General features: G+C 46.1%; 17 protein-coding genes and 4 tRNA genes. 3 read left to right on the top strand and 18 right to left on the bottom strand.

Features of this window, described 5'->3' with window-relative positions:
- Nucleotides 1-119: 119 nt before the first annotated feature.
- From rpoB to TH61_RS09485, 13 genes are all read right to left on the bottom strand, one after another.
- Nucleotides 120-3,992 (bottom strand): DNA-directed RNA polymerase subunit beta, encoded by a 3,873-nt coding sequence (rpoB, locus tag TH61_RS09545; RefSeq protein WP_066508594.1) that lies wholly within the window; start codon nt 3,990-3,992, stop codon nt 120-122.
- Between the two features lie 160 nt (nt 3,993-4,152).
- Nucleotides 4,153-4,533 (bottom strand): 50S ribosomal protein L7/L12, encoded by a 381-nt coding sequence (gene rplL, locus TH61_RS09540; protein WP_066508593.1) that lies wholly within the window; start codon nt 4,531-4,533, stop codon nt 4,153-4,155.
- Nucleotides 4,534-4,569: 36 nt separating this feature from the next.
- Entirely contained in the window at nt 4,570-5,097 is a 528-nt protein-coding gene (gene rplJ, locus TH61_RS09535; RefSeq protein WP_066508591.1) for a 50S ribosomal protein L10, read from the bottom strand.
- A gap of 12 nt (nt 5,098-5,109) precedes the next feature.
- The gene (rplA, locus tag TH61_RS09530) at nt 5,110-5,799 is read right to left on the bottom strand and encodes a 50S ribosomal protein L1 (protein ID WP_066508590.1); all 690 of its coding nucleotides are present in this window, start codon (nt 5,797-5,799) and stop codon (nt 5,110-5,112) included.
- 11 nt (nt 5,800-5,810) lie between these two features.
- Nucleotides 5,811-6,254 carry a 50S ribosomal protein L11 gene (gene rplK / locus TH61_RS09525; RefSeq protein WP_066508587.1) on the bottom strand — a complete coding sequence of 148 codons (444 nt, stop codon included), beginning with the start codon at nt 6,252-6,254 and terminating at the stop codon, nt 5,811-5,813.
- Nucleotides 6,255-6,266: 12 nt separating this feature from the next.
- Complete coding sequence (gene nusG / locus TH61_RS09520; protein WP_066508584.1) at nt 6,267-6,824, bottom strand: transcription termination/antitermination protein NusG; 558 nt, start codon at nt 6,822-6,824, stop codon at nt 6,267-6,269.
- A gap of 15 nt (nt 6,825-6,839) precedes the next feature.
- Nucleotides 6,840-7,031 (bottom strand): preprotein translocase subunit SecE, encoded by a 192-nt coding sequence (gene secE / locus TH61_RS09515; RefSeq protein WP_066508583.1) that lies wholly within the window; start codon nt 7,029-7,031, stop codon nt 6,840-6,842.
- A gap of 26 nt (nt 7,032-7,057) precedes the next feature.
- Nucleotides 7,058-7,130, bottom strand: a tRNA-Trp gene (locus tag TH61_RS09510).
- A gap of 109 nt (nt 7,131-7,239) precedes the next feature.
- Nucleotides 7,240-8,427, bottom strand: coding sequence for an elongation factor Tu (tuf, locus tag TH61_RS09505; protein ID WP_066508582.1), 1,188 nt, complete (start codon nt 8,425-8,427; stop codon nt 7,240-7,242).
- A 63-nt stretch (nt 8,428-8,490) separates the two neighbouring features.
- Nucleotides 8,491-8,562 (bottom strand) — tRNA-Thr (locus TH61_RS09500).
- Between the two features lie 48 nt (nt 8,563-8,610).
- Nucleotides 8,611-8,683: transfer RNA gene (locus tag TH61_RS09495), tRNA-Gly, on the bottom strand.
- Nucleotides 8,684-8,759: 76 nt separating this feature from the next.
- A tRNA-Tyr gene (locus tag TH61_RS09490) sits at nt 8,760-8,842 on the bottom strand.
- A gap of 118 nt (nt 8,843-8,960) precedes the next feature.
- Nucleotides 8,961-11,504: a M1 family metallopeptidase gene (locus tag TH61_RS09485; RefSeq protein ID WP_066508579.1), complete on the bottom strand. Its 2,544-nt coding sequence runs from the start codon at nt 11,502-11,504 to the stop codon at nt 8,961-8,963.
- A gap of 82 nt (nt 11,505-11,586) precedes the next feature.
- Between TH61_RS09485 and TH61_RS09480 the strand changes: the two genes are divergently transcribed.
- The 3 genes from TH61_RS09480 to frr all read left to right on the top strand — a co-directional run bounded on the left by TH61_RS09480 (nt 11,587) and on the right by frr (nt 13,545).
- Nucleotides 11,587-12,081: an acetyl-CoA carboxylase biotin carboxyl carrier protein subunit gene (locus tag TH61_RS09480; RefSeq protein WP_066508576.1), complete on the top strand. Its 495-nt coding sequence runs from the start codon at nt 11,587-11,589 to the stop codon at nt 12,079-12,081.
- 82 nt (nt 12,082-12,163) lie between these two features.
- Nucleotides 12,164-12,871, top strand: a complete 708-nt coding sequence (gene pyrH / locus TH61_RS09475) for a UMP kinase (RefSeq protein WP_066508575.1) — start codon at nt 12,164-12,166, stop codon at nt 12,869-12,871.
- A 110-nt stretch (nt 12,872-12,981) separates the two neighbouring features.
- On the top strand, nt 12,982-13,545 hold the full coding sequence (gene frr / locus TH61_RS09470) for a ribosome recycling factor (RefSeq protein WP_066508574.1): 564 nt from the start codon (nt 12,982-12,984) through the stop codon (nt 13,543-13,545).
- 103 nt (nt 13,546-13,648) lie between these two features.
- Here the strand turns inward: frr and TH61_RS09465 are convergent, their stop codons facing one another.
- From TH61_RS09465 to TH61_RS09445, 5 genes are all read right to left on the bottom strand, one after another.
- A complete protein-coding gene (locus tag TH61_RS09465) occupies nt 13,649-14,065 on the bottom strand; it encodes a hypothetical protein (protein ID WP_066508573.1) in 417 nt (138 codons plus the stop codon).
- 203 nt (nt 14,066-14,268) lie between these two features.
- Nucleotides 14,269-14,847 (bottom strand): nicotinate (nicotinamide) nucleotide adenylyltransferase, encoded by a 579-nt coding sequence (gene nadD, locus TH61_RS09460; RefSeq protein WP_066508570.1) that lies wholly within the window; start codon nt 14,845-14,847, stop codon nt 14,269-14,271.
- Nucleotides 14,848-14,849: 2 nt separating this feature from the next.
- Nucleotides 14,850-15,434, bottom strand: a complete 585-nt coding sequence (gene gmk / locus TH61_RS09455; RefSeq protein WP_066508568.1) for a guanylate kinase — start codon at nt 15,432-15,434, stop codon at nt 14,850-14,852.
- Nucleotides 15,435-15,458: 24 nt separating this feature from the next.
- A complete protein-coding gene (locus TH61_RS09450; protein WP_157600677.1) occupies nt 15,459-15,749 on the bottom strand; it encodes a hypothetical protein in 291 nt (96 codons plus the stop codon).
- Between the two features lie 10 nt (nt 15,750-15,759).
- The gene (locus TH61_RS09445; RefSeq protein WP_066508566.1) at nt 15,760-16,356 is read right to left on the bottom strand and encodes a sigma-70 family RNA polymerase sigma factor; all 597 of its coding nucleotides are present in this window, start codon (nt 16,354-16,356) and stop codon (nt 15,760-15,762) included.
- Between the last annotated feature and the right edge of the window lie 105 nt (nt 16,357-16,461).

Genomic DNA, 16,461 nt, shown 5'->3' with positions numbered 1-16,461 from the left:
GTGTTGCTAGATATGTAAAACTCCTATTTGTTCTTAAGGCATTTAATGTGAGTTAAGGAGACTCCAGAAAGAGCCGTTTTTGGCCTCTTTTTCTGAAATCTCCTCAAAACTGTATCACATTAGTCCAGCGTAATCTCTAGGGCCAAGCCTCTGAGTTCGTGAATCAACACGTTGAACGACTCAGGGATATTTGGCTTAGGCAACACGTCTCCTTTTACAATGGCTTCATAGGCCTTTGCACGACCAATCACGTCATCTGACTTCACGGTCAGGATTTCTTGTAAAACGTTGGCGGCACCGAAGGCCTCCAATGCCCACACCTCCATCTCACCAAAACGCTGACCACCAAACTGGGCTTTACCACCCAATGGCTGCTGCGTGATCAATGAGTATGGTCCGATAGAACGTGCGTGCATCTTATCATCTACCAAGTGACCTAGTTTCAGCATGTAAATCACACCAACGGTTACTGGTTGATCAAAACGATCTCCGCTCAAACCATCAAATAGATAGGTACGGCCATATACAGGAACGCCTGCTTCTTTCAACTCAGCAGATACTTCTTCTTCAGAAGCACCGTCAAAGATTGGCGTCGCATACTTGCGTCCCAATTTCAGACCAGCCCAACCAAGTACGGTCTCGTAGATCTGCCCGATGTTCATCCTGGAAGGTACCCCTAGTGGGTTCAAAACGATGTCCATTGGTGTTCCATCTTCTAAGAACGGCATGTCCTCATCACGCACGATACGAGCTACAACCCCTTTGTTACCGTGACGACCCGCCATCTTATCACCTACTTTCAGCTTGCGCTTCTTAGCGATGTAGACTTTGGCCAACTGCACGATACCGGCTGGTAACTCATCACCTACCTCAAGAGTGAAGCGATCACGTTTGAAACGGGCAGAGATAGTGTTGCGGCGCTTGGTGTAGTTTTTCACCAACTCCAACAACATTTTGTTTGTCTGCTCATCTGCGGTCCATCCTTCTAGGATCAGATCCTTAAAGATGTTCACCTCTTCGGCTACGGCATAGTTGCTTTCGTCCTTGTAAGGGTTCTTATCAGGGAATAGACCTTCCGTGATGTTCTTCTTACCAAACTTGGCACCTTTGGCAATCATCTCATCCCCGAAACGGTGACGGACGCCTTGGCTAGTTTTACCTTCAAGTAGAGCAATCAGCTTCTCAACCATCACAGTTTTCACTGCTTTAAGCTCGCTGTTGTATTTCACTTTCAGGTCTTCTACTTCCTTCTTAGACTTGGCCCGAAGGTTTTTGTCTTTCTTAGGACGAGAGAAGAGTTTGGTTTCAATAACCACACCATTCAAGGATGGCGGCGCTTTCAAGGATGCATCCTTCACATCACCGGCTTTGTCACCGAAGATGGCACGAAGAAGTTTCTCTTCTGGCGTTGGATCCGTCTCTCCTTTTGGAGTGATTTTACCAATCAAGATATCACCTTCACGTACCTCGGCACCAATTCTGATGATACCGTTCTCATCCAGGTTACGAACTGCTTCTTCGCTCACGTTCGGGATTTCAGAGGTTAATTCCTCCTCGCCACGCTTCGTCTCACGAACTTCCAGTTCAAACTCCTCAATGTGAATTGAAGTAAAGATGTCATCTCTCACTACACGCTCAGAGATAACAATAGCATCCTCAAAGTTGTATCCTTGCCAAGGCATGAACGCAACCTGTAAGTTTCTACCTAAGGCAAGTTCGCCTTGGTTAGTAGCGTAACCTTCGCATAATGGCTGACCCTTGGTTACTTTCTCTCCTTTTTTAACCAAAGGAGTCAAGTTGATACAAGTGTCTTGGTTGGTACGACGGAATTTGATCAAGTCATAGGTTACAAACTCAGCGTCAAAGCTAATTAGCTTCTCAATATCGCTTAGGTCATAACGGATGATGATTCTATCTGCATCTACAAAATGAACCTCACCTTCGCCTTCAGCACGAACCAAAGCTCTGGAGTCCAAAGCGGCTCTGCCTTCTAGACCAGTTCCTACAATTGGAGCTTGTGGCTTCACCAAAGGAACCGCCTGGCGCTGCATGTTAGATCCCATCAAGGCACGGTTAGCATCATCATGCTCCAAGAAAGGAATCAATGAGGCTGCTACCGAAACGATTTGGTTAGGAGCAACGTCCATGTAGGTATAGCGCTCTGGCTCTACTACCGGGAAGTCACCTTCAAAACGGCCTTTTACTTTATCGTTTACGAAGTTACCTTCTTCATCAATGCGGGCATTTGCCTGTGCAATGTGGTGGGTATCTTCTTCTTCAGCTGTCAGGTATTTCACGGTAGACGTCACATCCACTTTACCGTTCACCACATTTCTGTAAGGTGTCTCAATAAAGCCCATGCTGTTGACGCGTGCGTGCACACACAGAGAAGAAATCAAACCAATGTTTGGTCCCTCTGGTGTTTCAATAGTACAAAGACGACCGTAGTGGGTGTAGTGAACGTCACGAACCTCAAAACCGGCGCGCTCTCTGGATAGACCTCCTGGCCCTAGTGCAGACACACGACGCTTGTGCGTGATTTCTGCCAATGGGTTGGTCTGGTCCATGAACTGAGACAACTGGTTGGTACCAAAGAAAGAGTTGATCACAGAAGACAATGTTCTGGCGTTGATCAAGTCTACTGGCTTGAACTCCTCGTTGTCACGCACGTTCATACGCTCCTTGATGGTTCTGGCCATACGGGCAAGACCTACACCAAACTGCGCATACAACTGCTCACCAACGGTTCTTACTCTACGGTTACTTAAGTGGTCAATATCATCCACTACCGCACGTGAGTTAATCAAACCAATCAGGTACTTCACAATAAGAACGATGTCCTCATTGGTCAATACCTTGGCTTCCCAGTTTTTGTCAAGGCCTAGCTTCTTGTTGATTCTATAGCGACCAACATCTCCTAGATCATAACGCTTATCACTGAAGAACAACTTCTGGATGATGTCTCTAGCCGTCTCAACGTCTGGCGCCTCTGTGTTACGCAACTGGCGGTAGATCTGCTCTACGGCTTCCTGCTCAGAGTTAGAGTTATCTTTCTGTAGAGTATTGTAAATGATGGTGTAGTCTGCAATGTTTACATTCTCCCGATGAAGAATGATAGACTTAACACCAGAGTCAATGATGATATCAAGATCGTCCTCAGTTACCTCAGAGTCACGCTCTAAGATTACCTCATTACGGTCAATTGAAACTACTTCACCAGTGTCCTCATCTACGAAGTCCTCTGTCCAGGTTCTAAGAACCCGTGCAGCTAACTTTCTACCAACAACTTTCTTAAGCGTTTTCTTATCGGCTTTTACTTCCTCAGACAACCCGAACAAGTCTAGGATGTCTTTGTCAGTACCATAACCGATGGCTCTTAAAAGAGTGGTAACCGGGAATTTCTTCTTACGGTCAATGTATGCGTACATCACGTTGTTCACGTCTGTCGCGAATTCTATCCAAGATCCTTTAAAAGGAATGATTCTGGCAGAATATAGTTTGGTACCGTTGGTGTGCTTGCTTTGCGCGAAGAACACGCCAGGTGAGCGGTGCAACTGAGATACAATCACGCGCTCGGCGCCATTAATCACAAATGAACCTTTCTCAGTCATGTAGGGGATGTTCCCTAAGAACACCTCTTGTTCAATTGTCTCAAAATCCTCATTGTCATCATCATTACAGATGAGACGAAGTTTTGCTTTCAACGGAACAGAATACGTTAAGCCGCGGTCAATACACTCATCAACTGAGTATTTTGGAGGATCAACGTGGTAGTCAACGAATTCAAGAACGAAGTTCTCTCTTGAGTCAGAGATAGGAAAGTTCTCTGCAAACACTTTGAAAAGACCTTCTTCTGTGCGGTTTTCGGCGGCTGTTTCCAATTGGAAAAAGTCCTGGAAGGACTTCAGCTGTACATCCAAAAAGTCGGGATACTCAATGACCTTTTTGATGGAAGCGAAATTAATCCGCTCTGTCGTTTTACTTGTAGCCAAAGTTGTCTGATTTAAACGTTTAAACTTTGTCGCGCTAAGGCCTGAGAATCAGGCACTAGCCATTAATTTTTCTAGAAATTCCTTTCTAGGTACAAACAGGAAAAGACCTGACGAAATTGCCAGGTCTAACCCTTAGTGGTAATGGATGGTGTAGTGTGGATTACTTAACCTCCACTTCAGCACCAGCTTCTTCCAATGCTTTTTTCAATGAATCAGCTTCATCTTTAGCAACACCTTCTTTCAATGGCTTTGGAGCACCATCAACTAGTTCTTTTGCTTCTTTCAAGCCTAGGCCTGTTAATTCTTTAACCAGCTTCACAACTGCTAGTTTAGAGGCACCAGCTGACTTAAGAATAACATCAAAAGATGTTTTTTCTTCAGCAGCAGCTCCAGCGTCTCCACCAGCACCACCAGCCATCATAACAGGAGCAGCTGCTGCTGGCTCAATACCATACTCATCCTTAAGGATCGTAGCAAGTTCATTAACCTCTTTTACAGTTAAGTTAACCAACTGCTCAGCGAATGCTTTCAAATCTGCCATTTTTATTAGTAATTAAAAGTTGTTTTAAATTTAAGTTTATTGTTCTCTTTCTGATAAAGTCTTCACTACGCCGGCCAGGATGTTGCCACCGCTCTGTAGAGCAGAGATAACGTTTTTGGCTGGTGACTGAAGAAGTCCGATAAGGTCTCCCAGTAATTCTTCTTTTGATTTGATGTTGCTCAACGCATCCAACTGCTCTTCACCTAGGTAAATGCTGCTGTCAATGTAAGCACCTTTCAAAAGAGGCTTCTTTGCGCCAGTCTTGCGGAAATCTTTCAGCAATTTTGCTGGACCATTTCCTGCGCCATTGGCAAACAAAATCCCAGAAGAACCTTTCAAGGCTACATCCATTGAAGATGTATCTGCATCAAGAGTATCTAGGGCTTTGCGGATCAAAGTGTTCTTGTACACTTTGTATTCAATCCCTCTGTCAAAACAAAGTCTTCTGAAGCTATTGATAGTTGCTACCGTCAGTTCTGAAGCATCAGTGATGTAGAAGAATCCAGACTGAGCAAACTTTTCACCCAAGTCCTGTACAATGATTTCTTTTTCTTCTCTTGTCATCTCTTCGTCTCGTTAAATAGAGTTTTTATCTACCACCACACCAGGGCTCATTGTACTAGACAATGTGATGCTTCTAATATAAGTTCCTTTGGCAGAAGAGGGCTTCAAACGGTTCAAAGTAGCGATTACTTCTGTAGCGTTCTCAAACAATTGCTCTGGTCCGAAAGATACTTTACCGATGCTGGTGTGAATGATACCGGTTTTGTCAACTTTAAAGTCGATTTTACCAGCCTTAACTTCTTTCACTGCTTTGGCAACATCTGTAGTTACAGTACCTGCTTTAGGGTTCGGCATCAAGTTACGTGGTCCTAGGATTCTACCTAATCTACCTACTTTAGCCATTACCGCTGGCATGGTAATGATTACGTCAATGTCAGTCCATCCTTTTTCAATCTTCTGGATGTACTCATCTAAACCTACGAAGTCCGCTCCTGCGTCTTTTGCTTCCTGCTCTTTGTCAGGCGTACAAAGCACCAATACACGAACATCTTTACCGGTTCCATGGGGAAGTGTCACAACACCTCTTACCATCTGATCAGCTTTGCGAGGATCAACCCCCAAACGCACGTCAATGTCAACGGATGCATCGAACTTGGTGAAAGTGATCTCTTTCACAACGTTCGCAGCCTCTAACAATGCGTACTCCTTGGCAGGATCGTACTTCGCTAAAACTGCTTTTCTGTTTTTAGAAATTCTAGCCATTTGTTTTTTAATTACTCACTCCAAGGAGCCGTACCAGACACTGTGATTCCCATGCTGCGCGCGGTACCTGCAACCAATTTCATTGCTGACTCAACTTTGAATGCGTTTAAGTCAGGCATTTTGATTTCTGCAATCTCTCTAATCTGATCCCAAGTTACAGAACCAACCTTGTTACGGTTAGGCTCCTTAGAACCAGCTTTGATTTTAGCTGCATCCATCAATAAAACCGGTGCCGGTGGAGTTTTAATTACAAAGTCAAATGATTTGTCAGTGTAAATTGTAATCAAAACTGGGCATACTTGGCCGGCTTTATCCTGAGTTCTAGCGTTGAACTGCTTGCAGAACTCCATAATGTTCAAGCCTTTAGAACCAAGTGCAGGTCCAATCGGCGGCGATGGATTCGCGGCGCCTCCCTTTACCTGAAGCTTCAGATAACCTTTTATTTCTTTTGCCATTATTATTTATTACTACTGTTCTTTTTCTACCTGCATATAGTTTAGTTCTACTGGCGTGTTTCGGCCAAAGATCTTCACCATCACGTTTAATTTGCGGCGCTCTTCAAACACCTCTTCCACTGTACCGGCAAAACCATTGAATGGGCCATCCATTACTTTCACGGTCTCTCCTACAATGAAAGGAGTCTCCAACGTCTCCACTTGCTCGTCTGTCTCGTCTACCTTTCCTAAGATTCGGTTAACTTCAGACATGCGCAAAGGAACCGGCTTAGACGGCGCGCTTCCTGTTCCAGCTCCTAAGAAACCAATAACGCCAGGGGTACTAGTAATTAAGTGCTCAATCTCACCATTGGCCAAATCTGCATGCACCAGCACATATCCTGGAAAGAAACTTCGCTCACGCACCCGCTTCTTGCCGTTACGCATCTCATAGACTTTCTCAGACGGAATTAGCACCTGGGGCACCATCTCCGTTAGATTATGACGAGCCACCTCATTCTCAAGATAAGATTTTGCTTTCTTCTCTTGACCTGATACAGCGCGTACTACATACCACTTTAAATCTGCCATGCGTCCTCTTCTTTTTTAGAATTGGTTATAAAACCATGACAAGGTGGAATCGTATACCAAGTCCATAGCACCTACCAGTAGAGCAAACACCAATGACCCTACCAATACCAAGATAGAACTCTTCTGTAGTTCAGAATAGGTTGGCCAGGAGACCTTGTATTGCATCTCCTCTACTGTGTCATTGAAAAATTTTCTCAGCTTTTCCATTCTTTTGCTGCTATTAACTTCTGTTGCACGGGAGGTAGGACTCGAACCTACAACCAATGGTTTTGGAGACCACTACTCTACCAATTGAGCTACTCCCGTAAAAAAATGCACGCCATCGTTAAATGGAGTGCAAATGTATTATTTGTTTCTCAAAAAAACAAATCCGCTCCACTGAAGTAGTAGAGCGGATTTTATTTTTTATGACTAATTAGTCAAGGATTTCAGTTACCTGACCAGCACCTACTGTTCTACCACCCTCACGGATAGCGAAACGTAGACCTTTCTCCATCGCTACTTTGTTGATCAAATCAACAGTGATAGTGATGTTGTCACCAGGCATAACCATCTCAACACCTTCTGGCAAAGTGATAACACCAGTTACGTCAGTAGTTCTTAAGTAGAACTGTGGACGGTAGTTGTTGAAGAATGGAGTGTGACGTCCACCTTCTTCTTTAGAAAGAACGTAAACTTCAGCTTTGAATTTCAAGTGAGGAGTTACTGAACCTGGCTTGCAGATAACCATACCACGACGGATATCAGTTTTCTCAATACCACGAAGCAATAGACCTACGTTGTCACCAGCTTCACCTCTGTCTAGGATCTTGCGGAACATCTCTACACCAGTTACTACTGATTTCAAGCCTTCAGCACCCATACCCAAGATATCAACTTGCTCACCAGAGTTGATGATACCACGCTCAATACGGCCAGTAGCTACTGTACCACGACCAGTGATTGAGAACACGTCCTCAACTGGCATCAAGAATGGAAGGTCAGTTAAACGAGCAGGAATTGGAATGTAGCTATCTACTGCATCCATCAATTCTTCAATGGTTTTCACCCATTTCTCATCGCCGTTTAAACCACCAAGGGCAGAACCTTGAATAACTGGGATGTTATCACCGTCGAAATCGTAGAAAGAAAGAAGCTCTCTGATTTCCATTTCAACTAGCTCTAACAATTCTGGATCGTCTACCATGTCCACTTTATTCATGAACACAACAAGAGCAGGAACACCTACCTGACGAGCCAAAAGGATGTGCTCACGAGTTTGTGGCATTGGACCATCTGTAGCAGCAACTACCAAGATAGCACCATCCATCTGAGCAGCACCAGTAACCATGTTCTTCACATAGTCAGCGTGACCAGGACAGTCAACGTGCGCGTAGTGACGGTTCTCAGTAGCGTACTCAACGTGAGACGTGTTAATAGTAATACCACGCTCTTTTTCTTCTGGAGCGTTATCAATAGAAGAGAAATCTCTTTTTGCGGCTAGACCTTTGCCCGCTAAAACCTGAGTAATAGCAGCAGTCAAGGTTGTTTTGCCGTGGTCAACGTGCCCAATAGTACCGATGTTTACGTGCGGTTTGGAGCGATCAAATTGTTCTTTAGCCATTTTAGATAGTATTAAGTTCTGAGTTGAATAGACGTATTATTTGACAAATAATATTACTCTTCGAGCCAACGATGGGAATTGAACCCACGACCCCTTCCTTACCAAGGAAGTACTCTACCCCTGAGCTACGTCGGCATAAGGAAAAGATGCAGCTTGCGCTGCATCCTCCTTTTTTCTTTCAAGAGCGGGAGACGAGGTTCGAACCCGCGACCTACAGCTTGGAAGGCTGTCGCTCTACCAGCTGAGCTACTCCCGCTTGTTTCCTGGTAAAAAATCAGAAGCCTTTTTAAAACAACCTGTAACCTTGTTTCAGCTTCTAACCAATCTAAGTGTGGGGGGAGAAGGATTCGAACCTTCGAAAGCTTACGCTAACGGAGTTACAGTCCGTCCCATTTGGCCACTCTGGAATCCCCCCAATCTTTTTGTCAAAGAACCCTTTTTCCGTCTTCAATCGCTGATTCCGTTCTAAGGAGATGCAAAATTAACGGCTTTTTGTTCCGTGTCAAACATTTGGGCAAAAATATTTTCTCTGGCTATGGTTGCTGGTTCATCCAGGCAGCTAAATCCGGGTGCTTTTCCAACAGTTTAGACACTTCCATCTTACGGTCTTCGGTTTCTGCTATCCACAGAAGCACTTGAAAGGCAGTCTGTTTCACTACCGCTACCTTCTCTTTCTCTACCACCTCTACTAGCACCTTCCATCCTCTCTCCTGGTCATCAATATTTTTTTTCAAAAGGAACGCGCCAAAGCTTTGCAAGAAGTAATACAGGTTCTCATTCTTGAGTTGCGGCGCTCTCTGCAAGTACCAATCATAGATTTCATCCTCTGTTGATTCTGTGAAACTGGCGGCCAAGGCGTTCACCACCTCTGGATTTTTATAGCCTAAAAACTTTTTCAACGGTTCAAGCGGCCCCTTGGCTTTGGCATAGGCAAATATGGAAGCGCCCACTACTTGGTAAGAACTATCCTGTAGGCCGCGTTCAAAGGTAGTAGAGGCAATTTCTGGCACGTTGCTCAATACATATATGGCCATGGCTCTTACTTGACTATTCTTGTCCTGCTGAGATAGTTGCTGCAACCTAGATTGGTACTGTCTTTCCTTTAACTTCTCAGAGCCTGCCAGCAGCTCCAGGCCCAGCGCTCTTATCTTCCAGAAGGGATCTGACAACGCTTTCTCCATCACGGGCTCTGATCGCTTCTCACCTTCTATCAAATGGAACAGCGCCAAAGACTTGGCGGCATAGGTAGAACCATCCATGAACTGGGCTTCCCATTCTTCTGGCGTCTTCTCCTCCATGATCTGCGCCAGTAACTCTTGCTCTGGGTCCACTATAAACACCTCGTGTAAATGCGTCATAGGAATTGAAAGCGTGTCCACTCTGTTTGCTATCTGAAACACCACCCTTTCCCTTTTGTCCCCTTTCTTTACCTCTATGGTTAATGGAAAACGGTAAACAGGCCGGGTAACGCTATCCTGTAGTTGGGCGACTCTTATCTTTAAGGAATCTCCCGCTTGCCATTTGGTTACTGCTAGCACAGGGTGGCCCGGGCTCAAGAACCATTGGTTAAAGAACCAGTTCAAGTCTTGGCCAGTGACATCTTCAAAGGCAAGGCGCAACTCGTCAATCTCTACTGAGGTGTACTTATGTAGCGTGAGGTACAGATTCAAGGAGGCGAAGAAGGCCTCATCTCCCACTAACTTTCTGAGCATATGCAGTACCCGTCCGCCTTTGGCATACGAGTGACTGTCAAACATATCTTCCTTGTCCAGGTATTTGTACCTGATCAACGGCTCCTGTTTAGACTGGAACTCTTGCAGGTATTGGTGAAAGGCCTCTTGGTGCGTGAGGGCCGCTTCTTCAGGACCATATTTATGTTCAGCCCAGAGGTACTCAGAATAATCGGCGAAGGATTCATTCAAGGGAAGGTTAGCCCAGGACTCGGTGGTGACATAATCGCCAAACCACTGGTGGAACAACTCATGCGCAATGATATGGTCCCAGTTTTTGTCTAGCAGTTCGCGGCGGTCCTGTTGTAAAGCTTCCATAAAGGTAGAGGCGGTGGTATTCTCCATGGCGCCAGACACAAAGTTGCGCACCACCACTTGCGCGTATTTATTCCAAGGAAAACTCACGCCTAGCTTTTGGGAGAAAAACTCCAACATTTCTGGAGTTCGCCCAAACGTGGCCTTGGCGGTGGCTGCGTAGGCTGGTTCCACCCAGTAGCTTACTTCCTTTCCGCGCCAGGTGTCTTTAATCACGGCATAGTTCCCAATGGCCATCATGGCCAAGTAAGGCGCGTGGGGCTGGTCTAGTTTCCAATGGTCTGTGCGCAGGTTGTTGGCTTCTTTCTTAGAAGATACCAATCTTCCATTAGACAAGGTCTTGAACTTATCCTCAATAGTGATGAAGAGTTCTTGGGTCATGCGCTCATTGGGCTTGTCAATAGTAGGAAACCAGCAGGAGCTGGATTCTGTCTCGCCCTGGGTCCAAATCTGCTGAGGAAGGTTAGGATCGGTGCCCAGGGGATTGATGAAATACAAACCTTGGTCCGCCACAATGGCGTCGCTGCCCGTCACCTTCAACTCAGTGGGCTTGGCGGTATAGGCAATAAACAGTTGAAGCGTGTCTTTGCGCGTATAGCTCTTGCCCAGTTGAACGGTGATTTGCTTTTGGTCATAGGTAAAGGGCAGTGCCTTCCCCATCTTGCCTTGGCGCAACTCCACCTTGTGCACATCAAAGCCCTTGGCATCTAGCACCACTTGCGTCTGCGGATAGAAATAGGGTTTTAGCGTCAAGGTGGCCTCGCCCATCAGTTGCTGCTTGGCCCAGTTGAACTTGACAGCCAGCCGGGTGTGGAGCAAATCTACTTTGCGCTCTGCGGCGGGCTGGTAGGGGCCGTTGCTGGTCTTAGGCTTGGCAAACGCCGCTACAGAATCCAGAAGAGCGGTGGTGTCCAGAGCCATTCCGGTTTCTTCTGAAGAGGCTATAGGCGTACTAGGTTGCTTGGCGGCGCACCCTGCCAGGAAAAGACTGACGCCAAAGGCGAAGAAGGCGCGGGAAAGGATATGGTTCATGCAGGGAAATTATTAACTTTGTGAGGCTAAGTTGAGAAATTACTTTCAAACTTACGTACACACGGTCTTAACCCTCCGCTTCATGTTGCAGGTAAAATCAGCCGCCCAAACGTGGCAAGTTGTCTTAGAGAAAAATCAGATCCTTCTTAACAACACACCTTTTACCTGGGATTTACTCCCACTCACTCCTACCTCTTTCCACATCCTCAAAGACGGCCGATCGTATACCGCTGAGCTGTTGGACATAGAGGCAGACACCAAAACCTTCCGGATCAAGATCAACGGCAACGTGCATACCCTGCAGGTGCAGGACCGCATGGACTTGCTGCTGGCTAGCCTGGGCATGGACCAAGCACTGGTGCAGAAGATCAATGACATCAAGGCGCCTATGCCGGGACTTATCCTGGACATTAAAGTGGAGGTGGGCCAGGAAGTGAAGAAAGGTGATCCTATTTTGATTCTGGAAGCCATGAAGATGGAGAACATCATCAAGTCTCCTGGTGACGGCGTGGTGAGCGCTATCAAGGTAAACGTGAAGCAGAACGTGGAGAAAAACCAGGTGCTGGTGCTTTTCTAGCCAAGGCGTTTTTCACCTGTTTTCCAAGAAATAGCCCAAAAACGGAATTCCATATCTACCATAATACTTTTAAAACAAGCGCATGCAATACAAACGAATACTACTAAAGTTGAGCGGTGAGTCCTTGATGGGCGATCAGCAGTATGGCATTGATACCAACATGCTGGTGCAGTATGCAGAGGAGATTAAGTCTGCTGTAGATATGGGCGTGCAAGTAGCCGTGGTGATTGGAGGTGGGAACATCTTTAGAGGCGTACAGGCTGAGTCTGTAGGTTTGGACCGAGTGCAAGGTGACTACATGGGCATGCTGGCCACTGTCATCAATAGCATGGCGTTGCAGAGTGCCTTAGAGAAAGCCGGTGTCTTCACGCGTTTGCTATCGGGTATCAACATTCAGCAGGTATGCGAGCCGTACATCCGCCGCAGGGCTATGCGTCACCTGGAGAAAAACCGCGTAGTTATCTTTGGCGCCGGAATTGGTAGCCCTTACTTTACCACAGACTCAGCAGCTAGCTTACGCGCCATTGAGATTGAGGCAGACGTGGTTTTGAAAGGAACGCGCGTAGACGGCATCTACACCGCAGACCCAGAGAAAGACCCAACCGCTACCCGCTACACAGACATTACGTTTAACGAGGTGTTTGAAAAAGGCCTGAACGTGATGGACATGACGGCGTTTACCCTTTGCAAAGAGAACAACCTACCCATAGTAGTGTTTGATATTAACCAACGCGGCAACTTAGCCAAATTGGTAAGCGGCGATAAAATAGGGACCTTGGTTTCTATGTAAGCAAACTGCTGGCACACGGTATATATTTAAAGAATAAATTAAGAACTTAGCGCCGCCATAGGCCAAGGCTGGGGTGGCACCCTTCGTTATCTTTCTAAATTGACAATCCAATGACCGAAGAAATTAATTTTTATTTGAGCGAAGCCGAAGAGTCTATGCAAAAGGCTTTGCAGCACACCAACGTAGAGCTCACCAAGATACGCGCCGGTAGAGCCAGCGCCTCCATGGTAGAAGACTTAAAAGTTGACTACTATGGCACGCCAACTGCTTTCTCACAGGTAGCCAACATCTCTGCGCCAGATTCCCGCACGCTGTTGATCAGACCATGGGAGAAAAACATGATAGGTGAGATCAGCAAAGCCATCAAAGCCAGCGACCTGGGCTTGAATCCCTTGACTGAGGCAGATGCCGTGCGTTTGAATATTCCTGCCTTGACCGAAGAGCGTCGCAGAGAATTGGTAAAGCAAGCCAAAAACGAAACCGAGAGCGGCAAGATCAGAGTGCGCAACATCCGCAAGGACGTGAACGACTCTTTGAAGAAACTGCAGAAAGAAGGCACCGCCGAGGACGCCGTGAAAGACGCCGAAGGCAAAGTGCAGAAACTAACTGATTCTTACATTGTAAAGATGGACGAACTGCTTTCTAAGAAAGAAGCAGAGATCATGACCATCTGATACCCCTTTTTGGCCTCTTTTGGCCAAAACAAGCCAAAAACGAAAAGGCCGCTCTTTGCAAAGAGCGGCCTTTTCGTTTTAAATTAGAAATAGAATTTATGGCTTAGTTCACTGACTTCTCCAAGATTCCGGCCAGCCAAGCCTCGGCTTCGGCTCTTTGGTCAAAGATCTGGATGCCTGTTACGTCATTGGTAAATCTGAGGGACTTGTCTGTAGACAGCCTGCTAAAAGCGCTGGGTGAATACACCCAGGCAAAACACTTCATGCCCGCCTGTCTTACCCTAGGAAACCAATCAACCCCCACCCACTCGGCGGCGCTGGACCAGATGCCTTCTACCCGGGTATTGTCATTCAATACTTTGGTGCAACCCTTCTCCACCATTGCTTCTAATAAACGCTCACACCCATCCTGTATAGTCTGCAGGTTCTGGAAACCTATCCAATCTGCATAAATACAGTCTAAGGATTTGTGGTAAGAAAGTGTGAGGTATGTATCTGAAAATAGGATTTGATCACTCATTCTTCTATCTGCTCTTGCCCTGAAACGAATAGCAAATTACACCTGACCGTTCAAAAGCACAAGCTTTACTTTAGATAAAATTGCATTTAACTAATACACCAAAAGGCGTAACTATTATTAAACGCAACTATAATCAGAAGGTTACAAATATTTTGCCTCAGCCTAAAGTTTCTTGCACTAGTTAGATGAATAATGATCAAAAGCTAAGAATACAGCTTTTTAGATTTGATGTAGTCCTCCACCACTTCGGGCAATAGATACCGCACCGACTTATTTTCTTTAAGGCATTTCCTGATGAAGGTAGCCGAAATGTCTAGCAAGGGGGCTTCTACCACTTGTATTCTGGCATGACCAGCCAAAGCATCTGGAATTGGCGCACTACCGGGTCTTGGGTACACCAAGATCTCATGCTGGTCCAGAATCTGCTCGTAGTTTTTCCACTTATGGAATGTGGCCAGGTTGTCTTCACCCATAATCAGGGAAAACTGATAGGTGGGGTATTTCTCCTTGAGCCAGGTGAGCGTGTCTATGGTGTAGCTTGGCTTGGGCATTCTAAACTCAATGTCCGTCACACCTAGATCGGGATTGTCGGCAATAGCCAGGCGCACCATGTGCAGGCGGTCAAACTCATGCAACAGACTGTTGCTGGGCTTGAACGGGTTCTGCGGACTCACCACCAGCCAAACCGTGTCTACATTGGCATTGGTGGCCATGAAGTTGGCCAGAATCAAATGCCCAATATGGATAGGGTTAAATGACCCGAAGAGCAGACCCACCCGCATGCCTACAGAATAGCGTCCTCTTGGTAGATGAAGTCGCGCACCAGCTTTTCTGCTTTTTCACACGCTTCCTGTAAATGCTCATTCACAATCACGGTGTCAAACTTGTCTTCAAAGCTCATTTCAAACTTGGCTTTGAACACGCGGCTAGAAATGCTGGAGGCAGAGTCTGTGTTGCGGGCAACCAGACGCTTAGAGAGTTCTTCTATGGAAGGAGGTTTTACAAAAACGGCCAAAGCACGATCACCGTAAAAGTGTTTCACGCTTAGGCCGCCTTTGACGTCCACATCCAGGATGGCATGTTTGCCCTCTGCCCAGATGCGTTCAATTTCAGATTTGAGAGTACCGTAGAAAGCGCCTTCATAGACCTCTTCCCATTCCACAAACTCATCATTGTCAATCTTCTCTCTAAACTCTTCTGGCGTAATGAAGTAATAGTCTTTGCCATTTTCTTCACTGCGCCCGCGGCGGTCACGCGTACACGCTGAGATAGAGAAACTTAACTCCGGCAGTTGCTTAACTAAGTGATGAACAATAGTGGTTTTGCCGGCTCCGGACGGTGCCGAGAAGATGATGATTTTACCTTGCATCCTGGATGGGGAGGCTTAAAGAACTTAAGCGCTATGGTGAATTTTAGTTTTGATGGTGTCTACCAGAGAGGCGGGTGTGCCAGGTCTGCGCAGGGCGTTGTTTAGGAACTGGACAAACTGCTTTTGCTTGTCAATGCTTTCAAAACAAGGAGAGCATTCATCGGCCTGTTCGGCCAGAAACTCTTCATCGGCTTCAGAGGCTTTGCCCTCCAGCCATTTTTCAAACACGTCTACCACCTTCTCACAATCAGAATGGTGATTCTCCTCAGAGGCGGAGCCGCTCATTTTTTCGTCTGTAATTGTCGTTCCCATCATGTATGCCCTGTTAGCTGTTATAACCCATCGATTTAGCGTATTTCTCTAGCTTTTCCTTCAGGAAGTGCCTTGCCCGGTGTAGTCTACTCCGCACGGTCCCAATTGGAATGTCCAAGATCTTGGCCATCTCCTCATAGGTGAATCCTTCTAAGTCACAAAGAATGATTACCGTCCTAAAGTCTACTGGCAGAGAGTTTAACGCACTTGCCACCTCATCCCCTATCAGGTCCTGCACACTTTCCATGCGCAGATCCGTGGTTCCTCCGGAGCTGTCTCCCTCGGTGTCCACGTCTTCAGAATTGTAGTAACCTTCTACCTCAGAGTAGTCTACTTTGGCAGGTTGTTTACTCTTTTTTCTGAAGTCATTAATGAATGAATTCTTTAGGATGCGAAACAGCCATGCTTTGGCATTAGTTCCGGGCTCGAAATAATCAAAGAATCGATAGGCCTTAAGATAAGTCTCCTGCACAAGGTCATTGGCATCGTCTTCGTCCAGGGTAAGACGGAAGGCGAAGTTATAGAGAGAGGAAATGACCGGCATTAACTCCGCCTCAAAGCGGGCGTCCTTTTCCTCTTTACTCATTGAATTCCCTCTCTGTTCGCTCATTTGACTTAAATTTGTACTTTTACAGCTCTGATAAAGGTACCTATACGCAAATATAGAAATTAAATATACATAGGTGCATACGAATATTAGGGCAGATGTTTACAA

The organism is Rufibacter sp. DG15C (assembly GCF_001577755.1).
Lineage (GTDB): Bacteria > Bacteroidota > Bacteroidia > Cytophagales > Hymenobacteraceae > Nibribacter.
Note: the sequence above shows the minus strand (reverse complement) of the source record. Positions and strands in the feature narration are given on the sequence as shown.